Raw genomic sequence first — 20,379 nt, 5'->3', positions numbered from 1 at the left:
CGAGCGGGGCGCGGCGCGATCCCGCGGCGGAGCAGGTCGACTCCGGCGTGCGCGTCAGTCGTGCGCGCGGGCGCGGACGATCGCGGCGAGCCGGCCGACGACGCCGTTCGCGACCATGGCGAGCACCTGCTTCTCCAGCGCCTGCCGCTCGCTCGGCCTGCCGCCGAACGAGATGCGCGAGCGGGCGGTGGCGCCGCCGACGACGCGGCCGACGACGGTGCAGCTCACGCGGTGGACGTCGCCCCGCGTGGCCGAGGTGAACTCGACGACACGCGCGCTCAGCACGACCGATTTCGCCTTGCCGAAGTCCGCCTTCTTCGCGGCGCTGGAGAGCATGCCGCGCAGCGCGCGGGCCCGCTGGGCCTGGCCCTCCCCCGCGGGGACGTCGACGCTCTTCCACTCGACCTTGGTGTCGCGGGCGAAGGTCGATGCTGGCGAGGCCGTGAGCGTGGTCAGGGCCATCACCGCCGAGAGCAGCCATCGTGACGCGCGGCGCATGAGCGCAGGGTAGGGGGCCGCGGGCTCGCCGGCCAAGTTCGCGCAAGGCGCGCATGATCGCCGCGCTCGCGCCGCGATCGGGCCCGCGCTATGCCGTGGCCGGGAAGCGAGGTTCGATGGAGCGCAGCTCGCCGGGGGGAGATCGACGGGATCGACGAGGACGAGATCGACGCGCGCGCGCCCGCGCGCTCCGCGGGGGCGGGTGGCTCGCGGCGCTGCTCGCGATCGCCGCCGCACCCGCGGCGGGCAACGCACAGTCGCCGCGTCCGGGAGGCGCGACGGCGGGCACGGGCGCACCCGCGGCGGGCAGCGCGCCGGCGCCGCGAGCCGGGGGCGCGACGGCGGGCACGGGCGCACCCGCGGCGGGCAGCGCGCCGGCGCCGCGAGCCGGGGGCGCGCCGACGCTGCGTCCGGGAGGCGTGAAGGCAGGGGCGAGCGCACCCGCGGCGGGCAGCGCGCCGGGGTCCGAGAAGCGCGCGCCCATCGTGCTGCCGCTGCGGTGGACCGCCGCGACGCCCGACGAGATGCTCGGCGCGGCGCTGGTCCGGGCGCGGCGGGGCGGCGACGACGCGTTCGCCGGGCTCGTGATCGCGGCGGCGCTCGCGGACCGCGCCGCGCAGGGCCGCGCACGGGAAGGCCTCGCGCAGATCGGGGCGTCCTCCTCGCCGCTCGCCGATGAGGCGCGCTGGCTCGCCGCCTCGCTCGCCCCGGAGCCGCCGGCGGCGACGTGGCCGGGCGCGCGCGCCGTCTCGTACGACGCGCCCCCGGACCCGTCCGGGCTCGTCAAGGCGTTCGCCGTCCTCGGCCCGTTCCAGGACAACTCGGGCGGCGGGCTCGCGCTCCGCGAGGGGCCCGAGGCCGAAGGCCAGCGCTTCTCGGACATGAGCGCCCGCTACGCCTGGGGGGTGTACGACGTCGCGTGGCGCAGGGTGCTGCCCGCCGCGTCGACGGCGCGTGGCGTGCCGCTCGATCTCTACATCCATCCGCGCACCGAGACCTGCACGTACCTCGCCTCGCGCGTGACCGTCCCGGCCGCGCTCGATCGCAAGCCGATGCTCGCCCACGTCGCCGCGACCGGCGCCGTGCGGCTCCTGTGGGACGGCGCCGACGTCGCCGCGAGCGAGGCGGCGCACGAGCGGCTCGTGCTCGACCGCATGGCCGCGCGCATCGAGGCGCCCGCCGGCGATCACCTGCTCGCCCTCAAGGTGTGCACCGGGGCCATCGCCGACGAGGGGCGCGTCCGCGTGCGCTTCACCGACGAGGACCGCCGGCCCGTGGCGCTCGCGACCTCGTCGGACCTCACGCCGCTCAAGCTGCCGCCGGCCCCGCCCCAGGGCGCGCGCGCCGCCACCGCCGTCGCGACGGCGCTCGACAGGGCGCTCGACGCGGGCGCGTCGCAGTCGCTCGATCAGACCCTCACGGCCGTCGTGGCGCGCACGCTCGGGGGCGCCGACGACCAGCGGTCGCCCCGCGCGCCCGGGCTGCTCGACCGCGTGACGCGGTCGCCCGGGATCTCCGCCGACGCGCTCGCCCTCGCGGGGTGGGTGTCGCCCTTCGGCGCGAACCGCAGCGGCTGGCTCGAGGCCGCGCGCGCCCGGGGCCTCGCCGAGAAGGACCGGGCCACCGCGGCGTTCGCGCAGCGCCGGCTGGTCGCCGCCCACCTCGCCTCGGAGCGGGTCGACTGGGCCGCGGCCGCGCTGCGCGAGGAGCCGCTGCGCTCGGCGCGCGATCCCGAGGCGCGCGTCCTCAGGGCGCTCGTCAAGAAGAAGCTCGCGACGGCGGGGCTCACGCGGGCCGGGCTCGAGGAGCTGCTCGCGGTCGAGCGCGAGCAGAAGGACCGGACGCCGGTCGTCGTCTGGCAGGAGATCGCGGCCGCGGCCCGGCTGGACCCGGCGCTCGAGCTGCGGGCCGCGCGCCGGCTCGCCGAGATCGCGCCCGAGTCGCGGGGCGCGCCCTACGTGCTCGCGTTCGAGCCCGACGGCGGCGCCGCGCTGGAGGTGGCGGCCGCCGGGGCGCTCGCGCAGCAGACGTCGGCCGAGGACGTCATCCGGATCGGCCGCGCGCTCCACGACGCGGGCCGCGTCGCGTGGGCGCGCGAGGTGCTGTCGTACGCGACGCAGGTCGCGCCGAACCAGCCCGCCGCGTTCCAGGCGCTCGCCGCGGTGCGAGAGGATGGCGCGGGCGGCGCGGGCGCGCGGCCGCAGGCCAGCGCCGCCGCGTCGCGCCTGGCCACGTCCGCGCTCGCGCGGGCGCGTGACCTCACGCCCGGCGATCCGTACCTCAAGGCCGAGCTCGCGCTCCGCCTCGGCGAGGGCTCGGCCGGCGCGCCGGGCCGGCAGCGCATGCGCGACGAGCAGCACCTCGTCGCGCCCGGCGTCTTCCTGGCGCGCGCCCGGCAGACCCCGGCGAAGAAGGGGGAGGTGGCCGACCGGCAGCTCCACTGGGTGCGCGTCGTGACGTACCACCCGGACAAGCGCGTCTCGCAGCTCATGCACTACGCGCGCGAGATCGTCATCGAGCCGCGCACCGATCAGGACCTCTACGAGCGCGACATCCCCGCCGAGGGGGAGGACACCGAGCTCCTGCTCGCGCGGGTCCACCGCAAGGACGGCACGGTGGCGCAGCCGGACGAGCAGGGCGCGGGCGGGCAGAAGCCGTTCGTGCGCTGGCCCGAGCTCAAGGCGGGGGACGTGGTCGAGGTCGCGGTGCGCTCGTGGACCCGGGGCCCCGTCGGCCGCCGGGGCGACGCGCCGTTCTACTTCATCGACTACGTCGGCTCGACCGACACGCGGCCGATCCTCTACAACGAGGTCGTCGTCGACTCGCCGGCGAGCGATCCCCTGGCGATCGACGTACTGAACGGCAAGGCCGAGCGGGTGCTCAGGTCCGAGAAGGACGGCCGCCAGGTGACGCGGTACATCTGGGACGACCCGCCCGAGGTGCCCGAGGAGCCGCTCGCCCCGCACCTCGCGGAGGTGCTGCCGGTCGTCGTGGGCTCGACGTTCCACGGCTGGCACGACTTCCGGGAGTGGTACCGGGGCGCGGTCGCCGGCTTCATGGAGCCCGACGATCAGGTCCGCCGGCTCGCCGCGGAGCTCACGAAGGGCAAGGCCACGCGCGAGGCAAAGCTGCGGGCGCTCTTCGACTTCGTGGCGGACGACATCCGGTACGTGAACTTCGTGTCGGGCGAGTGGTGGCTGCCGAACCGCCCCCAGGAGCTCCTGGCGCGGCGCCAGGGCGACTGCGACGACAAGGCGATGCTGCTCATCACGCTGCTCAAGTCGATCGGCATCGAGGCGACGGAGGTGCTGGTGCAGACGCGCTACACGGGCCAGCCCTCGCTGCTCCGGAGCGAGGTGGCGGCGATCCCGGTGTTCGATCACGGCATCGCCTACCTCCCGGGCGCGGGCGGCGCGCCGGGCCTGTGGCTCGACGCGACGAGCCCGCAGAGCCGCCTCGGGCCGCTGCCCGCGATGGACGCGCGCACGCTGGCGCTGTTCGTGGACGAGGGGCCGCCGAAGATCGTGGAGACGCCGGCGAGCTCGCCCGCCGATCATGGCGTCGACGCCGAGTGGACGATCGCACTGCTCCCCTCCGGCGCGGGCGAGCTCGCGGCGAAGGAGCGGCACATCGGTGACGCGGCGTTCGAGCTCCGGTCGAACCTGGCAGAGGCCGACGCGCGCGCGCAGTGGGTCGAGCAGTACCTCGCGTACGGCTGGTTCCCGACGGTCGACGTGAAGCCCAAGGTCGCGTTCCAGGCCGATCTCCCGCACGGGGCGGCGACGCTCGAGTACGAGGCGCGCTCCGAGGGGCTCGCCCGCCGCGAGGGCGCGGAGCTCTCCGTGCCGCTCTCGGGCGCGTCCACGATGACGTCGCAGCTCGCGCCGCTCGTGAAGCGCACGCTGCCGGTGGTCCTGCCGCCGAGCTTCGCGCCGCGGCACCACAGCCGCACGATCACGATCGCCGCCCCGCCCGGGTACGCGTTCGCCGAGCTCCCGCCGGGCGGCGACGAGAACGGCGGCGCGTTCGGGCGGGCGACGATCTCCTTCGCGAAGGTGCCCGGCAAGAACGCGGTGGTGGTGAAGGAGCGCGTGATCCTCGATCAGTCGACGATCCCTGTGGCGCAGTACGCCGCCTGGCGCGGCTGGCTGCAGCGGGTCGACGGGCTCCTGCACCGGATGGTGCGGCTCGCGCCGGTCGCGCCCGCGACCAAGCAGGCGCGCAGCGCGCTGGGCACGGAGGCGGGCGGCGCCGGTGCGTCGCCGCAGGCGCGCGGCGCGATCCGCTGACGAGCGGCTTCGCTCCTCGCGCCGGCGGCGCGTAAGTCTCTTGCTCGCCCGCTCGCGGCGGCGATCCGGGGCGCCGTGTCCACCCGCCGGCCACGCGCGCCGTCTCGGTTGGTACCGTTCTCGCTAGCCGCGCCTTGGCGTACGCACGCACAACCCCGAACGCGCTGCCCAGGGGAGGGACTCGCCATGTCGCTCGAAGAGTACCGACGCCCGCGAATGATCGTTCTTAGCCCGCGCTCGACCGCTTATGACGCCGTGAGGGCGATGATGGACAACCACGTCGGCGCGGTCCTGGTCCACGACGGCCAGCGCCTCGCCGGCATCGTGACCGACCGCGATATCGCGCTGGAGGTCGTGGCAGGCGACCTCGACGCGCGCAGCACGATGCTGCGCGACATCATGTCGGACGAGATCGCGACGCTCGAGCTCGACGCGTCGATCGACGACGCCGTGCGCACCATGCGCGATCATGCGTGTCGGCGCGTGCCGGTGACCGAGCAAGGGCGGCCCGTCGGCCTCGTGACCCTCGACGATCTGCTCGCCGATGGGGTCATCGACGCGGAGGCCGCCGGCTCCGTCGTGAAGGCGCAGCTCGAGGTGGCCGCCCGCTTCAAGCCGGAAGGCGCGATGCACCCCGAGGCGACCGCGCGCCCGGAACGCTCGCACGGCCGCGTGCGCGCCCTCACCCGGCGCAAGGCGCGCGCCGACAGCGCCTATGGCCGGCTGATCCACGCCGTCGAGCGCCACAGCGGCCTCCAGCAGCGCGACCGCGCCGAGCTCGCGCTCCAGATCGTCCTCGGCTGCCTCTGCCGCAGGGTGACGCCCCAGGAGGCGCGGCACCTCGTCGCGCAGCTGCCCTCGAAGCTCCACCCGTCGCTCGAGCCGTTCCTCGACGGGCCGGACAAGCGCATCACGACGGCGACCATCGAGGCCGACGTCGCGCGCGAGCTGCGCATGGACCGCGAGGCCGCCGGCTTCGTGCTGCAGGCGATCTGCGAGGCCGTCGCGGACAGCGTGTCCGCGGGGGAGATCGAGGGGTTCCGCGGTCAGCTCCCGCTCGACATGAAGGACCTGTTCCCGCCGACCCCGCTCCGCCGGGCCATCTGAGCCGTGATCGGCCCGGCGCGACGAGGCCGCGCGCCGCGCTCCACCTACGCTTGCGGCCAGACCACGCCGCGGGCGCGCAGATCGGCGACCGTGTCCGCGAGGGTCTCGAGCGGGTCGCGCGGCGTCCAGCCGAGCTCGCGCCGGGCCTTGGTCGCGTCGAGGTACCAGAAGTGCTGGCCCATCTCGGCCGACACCGGATCGACCGGCAGATCGAACGGCAGCCGCTTCCGCGCCTGCTCGATGAGGTGCGCGCCCGCCTTCGCGAGCGCGATGCTCCGCGGCAGCCGCAGGGCGGGGGCCGGGACGCCCGAGATGCGCGCGAGGCGGCGGAAGAAGACCTCCAGGCTCATGTTGGCGGCGCCGAGCAGGTAGCGCTCGCCCGGGCGGCCCTTGTCCATCGCCAGCGCCATGCCCTGGGCCGCGTCGCGGGCGTCCACGAAGGAGAGGCCGCCCGCGGGGGTGAAGGGGAGCCGGCGCTCGAGGAAGCTCACGATGTCGCCGGTCGAGGCGCCGTGGACGTCGCCCGGGCCGAGCAGGATGCTCGGGTTGACGGCGAGCACCTCGAAGCCGGGCCCGCTGCGATCGAACGCCGCGCGCTCGGCGTACAGCTTCGAGCGGTAGTAGGGCCAGCCGGCGATGAGGTCGATCGGCGTCGCCGCCGTCTCGTCGCGGACGTCGTTCGGGTCCTTGCTGACCGCGACGACGCCGCTCGTGCTCGCGATCACCGCGCGCTTCACCCCCGCGTCGCGGCAGGCGTCGAGGGTGATCTTGGTCCCCTCGACGTGCGTCCGGTAGAGCGCCTCGGCGTCCTCGCGGCGTCGCGAGACGCGCCCGGCGCAGTGGAACACTCCGTCGCAGCCCTCGGCGGCGCCGCGCACCGACGCCGCGTCGAGGATGTCTCCGCGGCGGAGCTCCACGCCCTGCGCGGCGAGCGCGGGCGCCTCTGCCCGGCAGAGCGCCACCACGTCATGGCCACCCCCACGGAGCGCCGTGACGAGGTGCGATCCCAGGAAACCGGTCGCGCCGGTGACGAGATAGCGGCTCATGCGAGGTCGAAAACCTTCTGGAAGGTCTGCAGGAGGGAGATGTCGTTCGATTTCACGAGGCCCGTCATGAACTCCATCGGGCTCGGTGTGTAGGCCTCGCGGACGATCTTGGTGAATATCTCGGGCGTGGTCTTGAGGACACAGTCCGCTTGCTGGCTTGGCTTACCGATCCGCGCCTCGCAGCTGGCCGCGTCGATCCGCAGCGTCCACTTCGCCTCGTCCTCCGTGCCGAGCGTCACGTAGTAGGTGATCGGCTGGGTGACCCGCCCCGCCACGTATTTCGACTCGAGCTCGCGGAACAGGAGCGTGAGCGGGTGCTCCTTGGTGCTGGTAGCGGCCTGATCGATGCTCTCGACCCGGCTCAGATCGAGGGCGCCGCCGTCCTTGAGCTTGATGACGGCGAGTTGCGTGAGCTCAGCGACCTTGCGGCAGGCCACCGCGTACTTCATCCCGGCGGTGAGCCGCCGGAGGTCGCCGATCGCGAGCGGCGGCCCGATGCGCGCGACGAGGTCGCGGCGGATCGGGACGGTGCGCCCCTTGGGGAGCGCCTCGAAGGTGCCGCCCAGGTAGAGGGGCAGGATGTCGACGTTGTGGGTGAGCGCGAGGTGCCCGATCGCCGGCTTGAACTCGAGGATGCCGCCGTCGGGGCTGCGCGTGCCCTCCGGGAAGAGCAGCACCGTCCGCCCGCGGTCCAGGATCTCGCCGGTCTGGCGCAGCGCCGTGCGGAGGCCGCCCTTGCGGTCGAAGGGCGCGAGGTTCGTGAGGTTCTCGAAGTAGGCGCGCCGCCAGCGGTTGCCCTCGAAGAAGTAGTCCTGCGCGGCCAGCGAGACGAGGCCGTCCCCGTAGCTGCCCAGCGCGAACTTCACGAGGCCCATGTCGAGGTGGCTCGCGTGGTTCGAGACGACGATCGTGTTGCGGTTGTGCGGGATGAACGCGCGCCCGTAGACCTTCGGGCGCATGACGTTCCCGTAGAAGCCGGACTGGACCTTGTTCATCCAGTGCTTGGCGAAGTCGGCCACCGGGCGGGGGATGTGGATCGGCTCGTCGCCCACGCCGTGCGCGTTCGGCTCTGCGGTCGCCGCGCCGGCGTCCTGCGCGACGGCCGCCGAGCCCGCGCCGGCCGCGGCGGCCTCGGCGGCGAGGCGCGTGACGATCGCCTTCACCTCGGAGCGCTTCACCTGACCGGACGCGGTGCGGGGCAGGTCGGCGTCGTCGAGGTGGACGGCCATGGGGTGGCACGGCTTGGGCAGCGCCTGGATCGCCGTCCGGAGCGCGTCGAGCGCGCGCTCGTGCTGCTTGGCCAGCGCGAGCGCCTCGTCGTCCTCGCCGTCCTTCGCGCCCGGCGCCGTGGGGACGGCGAGGCAGGCGACCTGCTCGCCGCCGCGGCCGTTGTCGATCCCGACGATGGCGAGCTCCTTGACGTGCTCGATCTTGCCGAGCATTCGCTCGATGTCGGCCGGGTACAGGTTCTCGCCCTTCGCCGCGCTGATGACCTCGCTCTGCCGGCCGACGAGGACGAGCCGCCCTTGCTTGTCGAGCTTGCCGAGATCGCCGGTCCGGAGCCACCCGTCCGCGTCGAGCGCCGCCTGGGTCGCCTCCGGGTCGTCGGCGTAGCCCTTCATGACGTTGGGGCCGCGCGCGAGCACCTCGCCGACGCCGTTCGCGTCCGGGTTCGCGATCTTGATCTTCACCCCGGGGATCGGCTTGCCGACGTTCCCCGGGCTCGCCGCCGGCGAGGGCTTGGTGACGGTCAGGAGCGGCGCCGCCTCGGTCAGGCCGTAGCCCTCGGCGAGCGGCAGGCCGAGCCCCTTGAACACGGCGGCCGTGTCCCTGGGGAGCGCCGCCCCGCCCGAGATGAGGAAGCGGACGTTGCCGCCGAGCGCGTCGTGGACGCTGCCGAAGAAGAGGCGCCCCGCGTTCAGGCCCAGGCGCTTGCCGAGCATGCGGTTCAGCTCCATGGCCCAGCTGAACGCGGTGGCCGCGGCGGGCCCTTGCTCCTTCACCCTGGCGACGATCTGGCGCTCCAGCATCTGCCAGAGCGCCGGCACGCCGACCATCGCCGTGACGCGCGCCTTCTTCAGCCCGTCGCTCACCCGATCGGCCGAGACCTCGTCGAGGTAGATGATCCGCGCGCCCTGCGACAGCGGCAGGAGCAGGCCGCAGGTGACCTCGAAGGTCTGGTGGAGCGGCAGCACGCTGAGCACGCGATCGCTCGCCTTGAGCGGGAACAGCGGCGCCAGCGAGGCCAGCAGCGCCGTGAAGTTGCCGTGCGTGAGGAGCACGCCCTTCGGCTCCCCGGTCGTGCCGCTCGTGTAGACGACGCTCGCGACGTCCTGGCTGCCCACGCGCACGTCCGGGGGCGCGAGCCCGTCGCCGGAGGCCGGGCCCAGGTCGGGCACCTGGCCCTCGGCGAACCCGACCATGTCGAAGGCGACCAGGTTCGGCAGCGCCGCGCGCACGTCGGCGCCGAGCTTCTCCGCCACGTCGCTGTCCCAGAGGACGACCTTCGCCGTCGACGAGCGGAGGACGTCTGCGAACGCCTTCGCGTCGAGCCCGGGATCGATCGGGACGGCGACGGCGCCCGCGCGGAGGATGCCGAAGTACGCGACGGGCCACGCCGGCTGGTTCGCGCCGGAGAGCGCCACGCGATCGCCGCGGCGGACGCCGAGCGCGGCGAGGCGCGCGGCGGTCATGCAGGCCGCGTCGCGCAGCTCGCGGTAGCTCGTGCGCGAGAGCCCGTCCTGCTCGAACCGCTGCACCGAGAGCGCGTGATCGAAGCGCTCGGCGACCTCGTCGAGCAGGTCGACCAGGCTGTCGTAGGGCCGGAGCGGCTTGATCTCCCGGCGGAGCATCTCCTCCATGAGCGGGAAGGCCCACTTCTCCAGGCCGGGGAGGTGGACGTTCCAGATGTAGTCGCGCCAGTCGATCTTCTCGGGCGCCCAGACGAAGCGCGCCCGCTCCTCGGGGGGCATGCGGGCCATCGCCGCGCGCGTGTTGGCGCAGGAGTAGACCCAGTCGCCCTCCGCGACGAACGGCATGAAGACCTCGAGGAGCGTGGCCGTCTTCTGCTCGGTCCTGGCGGCGTTCTCGAGCGCGGCCGCCGCCGGCTTGAGGAGGGCCGCGGCGGGGCCGACGCTCGCCGTCTTGAGCAGGCCGCCCAGGCCGCGGAGCGCGCCCTCGATGGCGCGCGCGCCGTGCGCGCCGTATTGCTGCCGGGTCAGCCCGCGCGGCTCGAAGCGGGACGACACGACGTCGAAGAGCGAGGTCTTCTTCCCCTCGAACACCTGCCGCCGCTTGTAGAGCCCGGCGAGCTCCAGGTAGCGCGTGACGCGGCAGCCGTTCGTGTCGGTCGATCCGTACTGGTACACCGCGGGCGCGCGGCCCTCGATGAGCTCGCAGAGCGAGGCGATCATGCCGCTCGCGGTCATGTCGACCGGGATGAGGTCGAGCCGCACGTCGTGGTCGCCCGGGAACTGCACCTGCCCCTTCGAGGCGAGGTAGAGGTACGGCGCCGAGGTGTTGATCCCCTCGTTCCAGCCGGTGAACGGGAACTCGACCGCGGTCTCCACGACGGCGGGGCGGACGATGGTGAAGGGCAGCCCGGAGCTCGCGAGGACCTGCTCGCCGATGCTCTTCGTGTAGGTGTAGATGTTGGTCCACCCCCAGAAGAGCGCGCGCTCCTTGCCGGCCTCGATGAGCCGATCCTTGATGAACTTGCGCTTCACCCTGGCGAGCTCGTTCTCGAGCGCGCTGCCCCGGCACGGCTCGCTGCGCGCGGCCAGGTTGGCCTTGGCCTCGTCGAGGAAGGCGCTCTGCCGGAAGGCGTCCTCGCACCGCTGGCGCGCCTGCTGCACGAGGTCGAGGCACTCGCTGATCTCGCGCTGCGGATCCCAGTGCGATCGATCGAGCGTCCGCTTCGGGCAGGCGGCGCCGAACCACGTCTCGCCCGCGGCGCGGGGGAAGGGGATCTCGGCCGGGTGGTTCTCCTCGATGAGCCCCGAGCGGTAGCCTGCGACGAAGCAGGTGCTCGTGTGCATCACCTTGGCCCCGAGGGTCCGCGCGAGCTCGACGAGGTTGCTGATGCCGAACGCGTTGACCTCGAGCGCCTCGTCGAGCGGGGGGTTGAAGTCGACGACGCCGGCCACGTTCACGACCGCGGCGATGTTGCCCGTGAGCTCCCCGACGCGGTCGCCCAGCCCGAGCAGCGGCTGGCCGACGTTGCCGTTCATGGGCGTGATCTTCTGCCGCAGGTACTCCTCGAAGGCCGGCCCGGGGTACTGCTCGCGGATCGGGTCGAAGACCGGCGAGGTCACGATCTGCGACCAGAAGCGCTCCTCCGGCGACTGGTTCTCCTTGGCCCGGACGAGCAGGTAGATGTGGGCGATCTCCGGGAACCTCGCGAGCAGCATGGCCAGCCAGACCTTGCCGAGGAAGCCGGTCCCTCCGACCACCACGAGCCGCTTGCCCGAGAGCACGTGCGACGGCACCAGCGGCGGGGCCGCCGCGGTTTCGTCGCCCTTGGCCCCACCCGGCGACCCCGGCACTGCCTCTCCGGCGCCGGCCCCGTTCGTAACACCCATATGGCTCATCGAGACTCCAGGAAGGCCGCTCAATTCGCGCCTGGGCAGGAACGCGTCAAGGGTGAGGTGCCGCGAACCGGGGTTCGCGCCCTCCCGGCATGCGGTTTGCTCGATTTGCTCGCAGAATCGGGGTCATCGCAGGGGGCGGACGAGGCGGTCCGGGCGTTGCTCCCCTGCGTGGAAGCGCGTGCGAGCGCGTGCGAGCGCGTCGAAGCGCGCGGGTGCGCGCGGATGGCGGGGGCCGTGGCAGATCCGGTGGGCTCGGGGCAATGCCTTGCCGGCGGCGGGGAAGCGCCCCAAGCAGTGCGGCCCATGATCTTCGGCGCGCACGAGTCCGTGGCTGGCGGCCTTCACCGCGCGATCGCGCTGGCGGGGGAGGACCGCTGCGAGGCGGTGCAGATCTTCACCAAGGTCTCGGGCCAGTGGCGGGAGCCGGCGCTGAGCGCGGAGCAGATCGCCGCGTTTCGCGCCGCGCGCGCGGCGTGGGCCGGCGCGGGCGCGGGTCGAACGCTCGCCCACGCGAGCTACCTCATCAACCTGTGCGCTGACGACGCCGCGATCCTCGAGCGCTCGCGGGAAGCGCTGTTCCAGGAGCTCGCGCGGTGCGACGCGCTCGGGATCGACTTCGTGGTGTTCCATCCAGGCGCGCACCGCGGCCTCGGCGAGGAGGCCGGCCTCGACCGCATCGGCGAGAGCCTGTCGATCGTGCTCTCTCGCGGGAAGGGGCTCCGCGCGCAGCTGTGCATCGAGAACACGGCCGGGCAGGGGTCGACCCTCGGCGACCGCGTCGATCAGATCGCCGCGATGATCGAGCGCGCCGGGCCGGAGGGGTCGCGGCTCGGGGTCTGCATCGACACGCAGCACGCCTTCGCGGCGGGGCACGACCTCCGGAGCGAGGCCGGCTACGAGCGGTTCTGGAGCGACTTCGGCCGGCTGCTCGGGATGGATCGGCTGCGGTGCATGCACGTGAACGACTCGAAGGCGGCGCTCGGCCAGCGGGTCGATCGGCACGAGCGCGTCGGCGACGGGGAGATGGGGCTCGCGCCGTTCTGGCGCCTCGCGAACGACGCGCGGCTCGCGCGCGTGCCGGCGGTGATCGAGCTGCCGCCGCTCGCGAAGGAGCGGCGCGGCTACCTGGAGGAGATCGCGCGGCTGCGCGCCCTCGAGGGCGCGGCGGAGCCGGTCACCCTGCCCGGTGCGGCACCCGGACGCCCTTCTCCTCCGCGACGTGGATCGCCGTCTCGTAGCCCGCGTCGGCGTGCCGGATGATCCCCATCCCCGGATCGATGGTGAGCACCCGCTCGAGCCTCTGCCGCGCGGCGTCGGTGCCGTCGGCGACGATCACCATCCCGGCGTGCAGCGAGTTGCCGATCCCGACGCCGCCGCCGTGGTGGAAGCTCACCCACGACGCGCCGCCCGCCGTGTTCGCGAGCGCGTTGAGGATCGCCCAGTCGGCGATCGCGTCCGAGCCGTCCTTCATCGCCTCCGTCTCCCGGAACGGCGACGCGACCGACCCGCAGTCGAGGTGGTCGCGCCCGATCACGATCGGCGCCTTCACCCGGCCGGCGCGGACGAGCTCGTTGAAGGCGAGCCCGACCTTCGCGCGATCGCCGTAGCCGAGCCAGCAGATCCGCGACGGGAGCCCCTGGAACGCGATCTTCTGCTCTGCGAGCTCGATCCAGCGGCGGAGATCGGGGTCGCCCGGGACCGCCTCGAGCACCGCGCGGTCGGTGGCGAGGATGTCCTCGGGATCGCCCGAGAGCGCGACCCACCGGAACGGGCCCTTGCCCTGGCAGAACAGCTCGCGCACGTACGCCGGCACGAAGCCGGGGATCGCGAACGCGTCCTCGGCGCCCGCCTCCATCGCGCAGGTGCGGATGTTGTTGCCGTAGTCGAAGACCTCGGCCCCGCGCCGCTGCATCGCGAGCATCGCCTCGACCTCCCTCCGCATCCCCGCCTTCGCGCGCGCGACGTACTCCCCGGGATCGCGGGCGCGGAGCTCCGCGGCCTGCTCGAGCGTGAGCCCCGGCGGGATGTAGCCGACGAGCGGATCGTGCGCCGCGGTCTGCTCGGTGACGAGGTCGGGCGTGACGCCGCGGCGCACGAGCTCCGGGTAGACGTCCGCGGCGTTGCCGCAGAGGGCGATCGAGCGCGGCGCCCCGCGCTGGACGCTCTCGAGCACGGCGTCGAGGGCGCGGTCGAGATCGTCGATGCGCTCGTCGACGTAGCGGGTGCGGAGCCGCTTCTCGATGCGCGCCGGGTCGATCTCGACGCCGAGGCAGGCCATGCCCGCCATGGTCGCGGCGAGCGGCTGCGCGCCGCCCATGCCGCCGAGCCCCGCGGTGAGCACCCAGCGCCCGCCGCCCGGGGCGCGCGCCGCGTGCGCCTTCCGCGCGGCGACGAACGTCTCGTAGGTGCCCTGAACGATCCCCTGCGAGCCGATGTAGATCCAGGAGCCCGCGGTCATCTGCCCGTACATGGTCAGGCCGAGCGCCTCGAGCCGGCGGAACTCGTCCCACGTCGCCCACCGGCCCACGAGGTTCGAGTTCGCGAGGAGCACGCGGGGGGCGTCCGGGTGCGTGCGGAAGCGGCCCACCGCCTTGCCCGACTGCACGAGGAGCGTCTCGTCGTCCGCGAGCTCCCGGAGCTCGCGGACGATCACGTCGAACGCCGCCCACGATCGCGCTGCCTTCCCGGTGCCGCCGTAGACGACGAGATCGTCGGGGCGCTCTGCGACCTCCGGATCGAGGTTGTTGTGGAGCATCCGGAGCGCGGCCTCCTGGATCCACCCCTTGCAGCTCCGCTCGCTTCCCCGCGGCGCGCGCACCACCCGGGCCCCCTGCTCTCCGGTCGTCATGCTGTCGTGTACTCCACCCGGTCCGGATCGACCAGAAGGCGCGGCGTCCGCCGCGATGCGCGGCGAGGGGCGCGCCGCCGCGCGACGCGAGCCTGCTCGATCCTCTCCGGGGCAGCCGGCTTCGTCCGAACCGGAGTATGCTTGCTCGGGGCGCGCGCAGCGCCCGTGTGTCCGGGAGAATCCATGATCTCGACCATCCGTTCGGCCCTCGCGCGTTGTCCGGTCCGGGCCCTCCAGCTCGCAGCCCTGGCGCTCGCCCTCGCTACCGCGGGGTGCGACAAGGTCGGGTGCTTCGAATACACCGAGATCGAGTGGACCGAGAACGGGGGATCATGCCCCTCCCAGGAAGAGGCGCTCGCCTATTTCGGGAGCGACACGTGCGGCGGCGAGGTCGAGTCGGTCGACAGCGAGCCCGAGTTCGACGACGGTTACTGCTGTTACGACATCACCAAGCGCGACGAGTACGGGGGCACCTGCACCTCGCCCGGCGGGCGCATCTCGCCGCCGCAGCCGGCGCCAGCCCCGTCTCCGCCGAACTGAGCCGGCGCGCCGGACACCCCCCCGCGCCCGCGCATCGCGGGCCTCGCGTCTGGCGCCGCCTCCGCCCTGGTTCCTCGATCTACAGCTCGTCCAGCGCGTTCCTGTCGAGCTCCTGAAGCGCCGCGAGATCCCGCGCTGCGAGCTCCTCCACGTCGCCGGGAGCCTCGCGCGGGTAGGCCAGCGTGAGCTCGCCGTCGTGGACGTAAAGGTGCTGGCTGTCGATGCACCCGTGCGCGCCTCCGGCCGCGTGGAGCGCCGCGATGGCCTCGCCGAGGCGCGCGCGCTGGGCCCTGGTCAGCGCGCGCGCCTCGTCGGCGAGCGCGCGGCCCTGGGGCAGCGCCACCCAGACCTCGCCGCTCGCGAGATCGACCCGGAGGACGGACGTCAAGGCCGCGTGGCCGGCGCGCGCGAAGGCCCGGGCCCGGGCGAGGGTCGCGTCGTCGAGCTGCAGCACGAGGACGTCGCGATCGAGCCAGGCGTCGTGCCAGCGCCCCTCCGTGTCCCGGCCGTCGCCGACCTCCAGGGTCGCCGTGAGCCGGGCCGTCGTGGTGGGCGGCGCGTCGCTCGATCGGGGCCGGCCGCTCCCGCGCGACCGCCGCGGCCGCGTGCGCTCTGGCCAGGCCATCGCGGTGATCGCGCGCCGCGCCTCGAACGCGTCGGCCGGCCGCGCGGCGGGGTCCTCCGCGAGCAGCGCCGCCACGGCCGCGTCGTGGGCCGCCGTGAGGTCCGGATGGACCTCGCTCGGCGCGGGATCGAGCTGCCCGCGCACGGCGGGGGCGGGCGGCTCTCCGGTGAGCAGCTCGGCGAGCACCGCGCCGACGCCGTACAGATCGCTCGCCAGCGTCGCCGGTCGGCCCATGCGCTGCTCCGGCGACATGTACGCGAACGTCCCGATCGCGCCCGCCGTGGCGGTGGACGAGAGATCCCCGAGGTGCGCCGCGCCGAAATCCGCGAGGTGAGCCGTCCCGATCTCGTCGAAGAGCACGTTGCTCGGCTTCACGTCGCGGTGGAGGATGCCGAGGCGGTGCGCCTCGCCGAGCGCGGACAGGAGCGCGCCCGCGATCTCGACGGCGCGCGCGGGCGTGACCGGATCCCCCCGCAGCCGCTCGATCAGGGACCCGCCCGTCATCCAGGCGAGCACCATCGCCGGCCCTTCGGGGTGGTACGCGCGGAGCGCGACGACGTTCGGGTGCCGGAGCTGGGCGAGGGCGCGCGCCTCGCGCTCGAACCGGAGGAGCGCGTCGCGGCCCGCTCCGAACGCCGCCCCCGCGAAGATCTTCACGGCGACGCGCTCCGCCGTGATCCGGTCGCGCGCCTCCACCACGCGCGCGTGGGGCGTGGCCGTGACCTCGCGCAGGGTCTCGTAGCGCCCGAAGAGGAGCGGCCCGACGGGCGCGGGGCCCGCAGGAGGAGGTCCCGCGGTGGCATTGCCGGGAGCGGTCCCCCGCGACGAGAGCGCCTCCTGGCCGGACGGCTCGAGTCGCGCGAGCTCGTCGCGGACGGTCCGCGCGGCCTCCTCGAGCCCGAGCTCGCTCAGGCAGCGGCCGAGCAGCGGCAGCGCGCGCGCCCGCTCGGCGGCGGCGGGCGGCAGCTGCTGGAGCGCCCGCACGGCGGCCTCGGTGCGGCCGTGGCGCGCGAGCAGCTCGCCCAGCGCGAGCCACGCCGCCGCGTCGCCCGGGCGGCGGCGGAGCGCGGCCTCGAGCACCCGCGCGCCGTCGGCGGGGCGGCCGGCGAGCTCGAAGCTCTCGGCGGCGCGGCACGCGTCGTGGGCCGCGGTGAACGCCTCCGCGGCCGCCGCGTGAGCGCCGAGCGCCGCGAACAGCGCGCCCGCGTGGCGCGAGAACCCGCGCGCCGCGAGGTCGGCGGCGGCGCGCAGCGCGGCGTCCCGGGGCGACGTGGCGGCGATCCGCTCGAGCGCCTCGCGCGCGAGCGCCTCGTCGCCGCCGAGCGCGGCCATCAGCGCCGCGCGGGCCGGGTCCCCGGCTGTCAGCGCCTCCCGGGCCGCGCCGGCGAAATCGCAGACGCGCTCGAGCAGCTCGGAGGCGCCCGCGTGATCTCCGGCCGCCGCGAGGAGCGCGGTGCCGCGGTCGCGCTGCCCGATCGCGGCGAGCTCGGCCGCGCGACGTCGCAGATCCTCGTACGCCACGCCGATGTCGGTCGGAGCGCCGTCAGCGCGCGGCGATGCGCGCTCGGCCGTTCACGGAGAGGTCGAAGCGCACCTCGCCGAGGTCGATCCCCGAGGTGTTGATCGGCACCTGCCGCGTCCGGTGCACGGCGAGCGTCGCGTTCGCCGGCAGAGGCCCGAGCGTCGAGGGATCCAGCAAGGAGCCCGGGATCACGCCCCGCCCGGTGTCCTTGAACGCGCACCGCACGGTCGCGCCGTGCGCCGAGGTCACGTCGACGTAGATGATGTCCCGCGCCCGGCCGGCCTCGCTGCCCTCGTCCGCGCGCCACTGCACGACCGCGCCGACCCCTGCGTCGAGATCGACGCCGTCGGCCAGCTCGGCGTCGCCGATGCGCACCTCCTCGGGACCCGCGGGGGCATCGGCCTCGAACGCGAACCGGTCGAGCTGCCCCGAGCCGGAGCTCTCGAACACGTACCGCGCCGGCGCGGGCAGGTCGCTGGTGGCGTCACGCGACGTGTAGAACACGCCGAAGACCAGGGCGCCCACGTCCGGGAACGCGCGGGCGGCGAGCGGCATCTCGGTGCTCTCGGTCTTCATCGTCACGTCGCCCGCGTCGAGCAGCTCGATGGGGCTGAGCGAGCTGAAGCTGCTCGCCTCGTCGTCGGCGGCGGGTGAGAGGACCATGCAGCTGCCGGCGGAGGGGAGGACGAACGGCTTCCCGACGGCCCCCTCGGCGAGCTCGGGATCCATCGCAGACGAGAGCCGCATGAACTTCGCCAGCACGTTCGTGACCGCCCCGGCCCCCTCGGCGCCCGCGCTCGGCAGCGCGGCCTCGTCGAGCTCACCGGGGGTGGCGGTCGAGGCGGCGTCCCGGCTCAGGTTGATCGCGCGCTCGACACGCACGACCCCCTGGGTGACCACCCCGTTGACCTCCGTCGCGTCGCCCGCGACAGGCGCCGAACAGCCGACGAGAGCCGCACCGGCGAGCAGGCATGAGGTGGCGAGGGCGCCGTGGGGACGCATAGATCCGAGTCTAAGACGGGTCCTCCGGCCGGGCAAGCGCCTGTGCTTGCCACCGAAAATGGCAGGGAATCCGCCTCGTTACGTTTTGTCGCGCTTCGTTGCGCTTCGTTGCGCTTCGTTACGTTGGGTTACGTCTGCGAACGCTCCGACGTGGTGCTACGTCGTGCTCGCCACGTTGCAACGTCGTTGCGTTTGTTGCAGCCACGTCAGAAGGTGACCGTGAGGCCGGCGCCCGGGGCGACGGTGCCCTGATCGATCGCGACCGGATCGCCGGCGATCTCGCCCTCGGCGTGGTGGTAGGTCGCGGTGGCCTCGACCGCGACGTGCACATGGCGGAACCCCGCACGGACGCCCAGCACGAACCCGAGCTGGAGATGCTGGCCCGACGCGTCGACGAGCGGTCCTCGGAGCGCCGCTCCGGCGGCGGGCAGCCGCACCTCGCCGCCGAGGAGCTCGAAGCCGAGCCGGGGACCGAACCAGAGCGCGTACAGATCCGCGTCCGACCGGAAGCCGAGCAGGAGAGGGACGTCGAGCCCTGCGCCGTGGACGTCGATCCCCTCCGCGCTGGGGCCCGGCCCGCCCGCGAGCAGCGCCGAGGCGCCGAGGCCGATCGACAGGGCCGCGTCGCCGAGCGGGAACGCATGGCGCCCGTCGAGCCGGATGGCTCGCCCCGTGTACGTCAGCCCCGCTTCGTTCTCGCCCTCGATCCCGATGCGAGCGCTGGCCCAGGGCGCGACGCCCGGCGATACGGTGATCTCGGAGAGCTTTCGCCGCGCGGCGCCCTTCGCCGCCGCCGCCGGGTCGGCGGTGCTCGCCCCTGCGTCCGCCGCGCCGGCGACGACCATGTCACCCGACAGGCCGCCGCCGAGGCGCACGGCGCCGGGACGGAGGACGTGGGCCGGGTGGAGCAGCGGACCGCTGCCATGGCAGCCCGCGCAGGCACCCGCGAGAACCACTGCGGCCCAGCGCCGGATCACGGTGTGACCCGGGCGCCGCATTGAACCGACGGTGCCGGCGGAGGCATGGGAAGCGCGGCCGGAGAGGCGACGCGATGGTGCGCGACGAGGCGCGCTACTTGCGGAAGCGCGAGGGGTAATCGTTGGCGGCGGCCCGCTTCTTCAGCTCCCCATCGTCGGGGTGCAGCCTGACGGCGCGCGCGATGAGGACTTCCTCGGTCTCCACGATCTGCGGGTTGGGCAGGCAGCACTCGACCGGGCATACGGCCTGGCACGCTTCGTGATCATAGAAGCCGACGCATTCGGTGCAGAGCTCCGGATCGATCACATAGATCTCGTCGCCCTCGCTGATGGCTTCGTTCGGGCATTCGGGCTCGCAGGCGCCGCAGTTGATGCAGTCTTCGGTGATGTAAGTCGCCATGGCCTTCGCTTCGTTCTCCGGGGTCACCCCGGTCCGCTCGTTTGTAGAGGCCTGGCCGCAAGGTGTCAATTCGGGCGGAAGCAAGCGCCGGTTCCGGGACGGCGTCGTGGGCGTCGTGGGCCCATGCTTGCGCGCGGGCGCCCCTGCCGGTACTAAGCGGCCTCCTCGATGCTCCGCCTCACCGAGCCCGCCCTCCTGCTCGTCGCCCTTGGCGCATCCTCGCTGCTCGCCGGATGTGGCCCCCAGATCGGCGATCCGTGCACCTCGTCGCTCGATTGCGTGCAGGCAGAGCAGCAGCTCCTCTGCGATGGGACGCAGCCTGGCGGCTACTGCACGGTCTTCAACTGCGAGCCGGACAGCTGCTCCGGGAGCAGCGTCTGTGTCGCGTTCAACCCGGTGATCGATCCGGCGTGCAGCGAGCTCGAGAACGTCCGCTGGCCGCGCTTCGAGCGGACCTTCTGCATGGCCACCTGCGATGAGGACGACGACTGCCGCCGCGGCTACTCGTGCGTCGCGCTGGGCAACATCCAGGGGGCCGCGGAGATAGCGCCGGGCGAACGCAACGCCGCGATCGTCGACGCCAGGCCGGACGGCTCGAAAGCTTGCCTGCCGAAACCGCCGTCTGCGTCGAGCGAGCCGCCGGGCGACGTCGAGAGCGAGCCTGGCGTCTGCAGGGCCGCTCCTGAACAGTCGGGAGTCCCGGGGGAATGGCCCACGTACACGGCCTCGAGCGCGGGAGGCGGTGGCGCTGGCGGCGCGGGTGGCGCTGGCGGCTCGGGTGGCGCTGGCGGCGGTTCGGGTGGCGGCGGTGGCTCGGGCGGCGAAGGTGGCGGCTCGGGTGGCGCTGGCGGCTCGGGCGGCGCTGGCGGCTCGGGCGGCGGCTGAGCGCCGCTCGGTGCGGTCCGGCTTTGCGCAGCGACCGTGCTAGCGTTGGCC

At 74.1% G+C, this 20,379-nt stretch carries 13 protein-coding genes; 5 read left to right on the top strand and 8 right to left on the bottom strand.

What is annotated here, in order from left to right; translation table 11 throughout:
- Positions 1 to 54 precede the first annotated feature (54 nt).
- On the bottom strand, positions 55 to 498 hold the full coding sequence (locus tag WMF45_RS44160) for a hypothetical protein (RefSeq protein WP_437712668.1): 444 nt from the start codon (positions 496 to 498) through the stop codon (positions 55 to 57).
- 116 nt (positions 499 to 614) lie between these two features.
- Here WMF45_RS44160 and WMF45_RS44155 point away from each other — a divergent pair, with 116 nt between their 5' ends.
- The gene (locus tag WMF45_RS44155) at positions 615 to 4,787 is read left to right on the top strand and encodes a transglutaminase domain-containing protein (protein WP_437712666.1); all 4,173 of its coding nucleotides are present in this window, start codon (positions 615 to 617) and stop codon (positions 4,785 to 4,787) included.
- A gap of 186 nt (positions 4,788 to 4,973) precedes the next feature.
- Positions 4,974 to 5,894, top strand: coding sequence for a DUF2267 domain-containing protein (locus tag WMF45_RS44150; RefSeq protein WP_437712664.1), 921 nt, complete (start codon positions 4,974 to 4,976; stop codon positions 5,892 to 5,894).
- Positions 5,895 to 5,938: 44 nt separating this feature from the next.
- Here the strand turns inward: WMF45_RS44150 and WMF45_RS44145 are convergent, their stop codons facing one another.
- Entirely contained in the window at positions 5,939 to 6,940 is a 1,002-nt protein-coding gene (locus tag WMF45_RS44145; protein WP_437546634.1) for an NAD-dependent epimerase/dehydratase family protein, read from the bottom strand.
- Positions 6,937 to 11,520, bottom strand: a complete 4,584-nt coding sequence (locus WMF45_RS44140) for an AMP-binding protein (RefSeq protein WP_437712662.1) — start codon at positions 11,518 to 11,520, stop codon at positions 6,937 to 6,939. Before WMF45_RS44140 ends, WMF45_RS44145 begins: the two co-directional genes overlap by 4 nt.
- Positions 11,521 to 11,832: 312 nt before the next feature.
- Between WMF45_RS44140 and WMF45_RS44135 the strand changes: the two genes are divergently transcribed.
- Positions 11,833 to 12,789, top strand: coding sequence for a deoxyribonuclease IV (locus WMF45_RS44135; protein WP_437712660.1), 957 nt, complete (start codon positions 11,833 to 11,835; stop codon positions 12,787 to 12,789).
- Here WMF45_RS44135 and hutU read toward each other — a convergent pair.
- Positions 12,704 to 14,377 (bottom strand): urocanate hydratase, encoded by a 1,674-nt coding sequence (gene hutU, locus WMF45_RS44130; RefSeq protein ID WP_437712658.1) that lies wholly within the window; start codon positions 14,375 to 14,377, stop codon positions 12,704 to 12,706. The genes WMF45_RS44135 and hutU overlap by 86 nt on opposite strands.
- 183 nt (positions 14,378 to 14,560) lie before the next feature.
- On the opposite strand from hutU, the gene WMF45_RS44125 reads away from it, so the two are divergent.
- The gene (locus WMF45_RS44125; protein WP_437712656.1) at positions 14,561 to 14,917 is read left to right on the top strand and encodes a hypothetical protein; all 357 of its coding nucleotides are present in this window, start codon (positions 14,561 to 14,563) and stop codon (positions 14,915 to 14,917) included.
- A 79-nt stretch (positions 14,918 to 14,996) separates the two neighbouring features.
- Here the strand turns inward: WMF45_RS44125 and WMF45_RS44120 are convergent, their stop codons facing one another.
- From WMF45_RS44120 to WMF45_RS44105, 4 genes are all read right to left on the bottom strand, one after another.
- Complete coding sequence (locus WMF45_RS44120) at positions 14,997 to 17,063, bottom strand: protein kinase domain-containing protein (protein WP_437712654.1); 2,067 nt, start codon at positions 17,061 to 17,063, stop codon at positions 14,997 to 14,999.
- 22 nt (positions 17,064 to 17,085) lie between these two features.
- The gene (locus WMF45_RS44115) at positions 17,086 to 18,066 is read right to left on the bottom strand and encodes a hypothetical protein (RefSeq protein ID WP_437712652.1); all 981 of its coding nucleotides are present in this window, start codon (positions 18,064 to 18,066) and stop codon (positions 17,086 to 17,088) included.
- 206 nt (positions 18,067 to 18,272) lie between these two features.
- Positions 18,273 to 19,043, bottom strand: a complete 771-nt coding sequence (locus WMF45_RS44110) for a hypothetical protein (RefSeq protein ID WP_437712650.1) — start codon at positions 19,041 to 19,043, stop codon at positions 18,273 to 18,275.
- 94 nt (positions 19,044 to 19,137) lie between these two features.
- On the bottom strand, positions 19,138 to 19,443 hold the full coding sequence (locus WMF45_RS44105) for a YfhL family 4Fe-4S dicluster ferredoxin (protein ID WP_012240614.1): 306 nt from the start codon (positions 19,441 to 19,443) through the stop codon (positions 19,138 to 19,140).
- A 168-nt stretch (positions 19,444 to 19,611) separates the two neighbouring features.
- On the opposite strand from WMF45_RS44105, the gene WMF45_RS44100 reads away from it, so the two are divergent.
- On the top strand, positions 19,612 to 20,328 hold the full coding sequence (locus tag WMF45_RS44100; RefSeq protein ID WP_437712648.1) for a hypothetical protein: 717 nt from the start codon (positions 19,612 to 19,614) through the stop codon (positions 20,326 to 20,328).
- The last annotated feature ends 51 nt before the right edge of the window (positions 20,329 to 20,379 follow it).

The organism is Sorangium sp. So ce448 (genome assembly GCF_051520915.1).
Classification (GTDB): Bacteria; Myxococcota_A; Polyangia; order Polyangiales; family Polyangiaceae; genus Sorangium; species Sorangium cellulosum_B.
The sequence above is the reverse complement of the archived record's forward strand: the minus strand, read 5'-3'. Positions and strand labels throughout refer to the sequence as shown.

Excerpts from the sequence above, each read along its gene's own strand:
- WMF45_RS44145 (WP_437546634.1), bottom strand. The coding sequence starts at position 6,940 with ATGAGCCGCTATCTCGTCACCGGCGCGACCGGTTTCCTGGGATCGCAC.
- WMF45_RS44135 (WP_437712660.1), top strand. The coding sequence starts at position 11,833 with ATGATCTTCGGCGCGCACGAGTCCGTGGCTGGCGGCCTTCACCGCGCG.
- WMF45_RS44125 (WP_437712656.1), top strand. The coding sequence starts at position 14,561 with ATGATCTCGACCATCCGTTCGGCCCTCGCGCGTTGTCCGGTCCGGGCC.
- WMF45_RS44160 (WP_437712668.1), bottom strand. The coding sequence starts at position 498 with ATGCGCCGCGCGTCACGATGGCTGCTCTCGGCGGTGATGGCCCTGACC.
- hutU (WP_437712658.1), bottom strand. The coding sequence starts at position 14,377 with ATGACGACCGGAGAGCAGGGGGCCCGGGTGGTGCGCGCGCCGCGGGGA.
- WMF45_RS44115 (WP_437712652.1), bottom strand. The coding sequence starts at position 18,066 with ATGCGTCCCCACGGCGCCCTCGCCACCTCATGCCTGCTCGCCGGTGCG.
- WMF45_RS44105 (WP_012240614.1), bottom strand. The coding sequence starts at position 19,443 with ATGGCGACTTACATCACCGAAGACTGCATCAACTGCGGCGCCTGCGAG.
- WMF45_RS44155 (WP_437712666.1), top strand. The coding sequence starts at position 615 with ATGGAGCGCAGCTCGCCGGGGGGAGATCGACGGGATCGACGAGGACGA.
- WMF45_RS44100 (WP_437712648.1), top strand. The coding sequence starts at position 19,612 with ATGCTCCGCCTCACCGAGCCCGCCCTCCTGCTCGTCGCCCTTGGCGCA.
- WMF45_RS44150 (WP_437712664.1), top strand. The coding sequence starts at position 4,974 with ATGTCGCTCGAAGAGTACCGACGCCCGCGAATGATCGTTCTTAGCCCG.
- WMF45_RS44140 (WP_437712662.1), bottom strand. The coding sequence starts at position 11,520 with ATGGGTGTTACGAACGGGGCCGGCGCCGGAGAGGCAGTGCCGGGGTCG.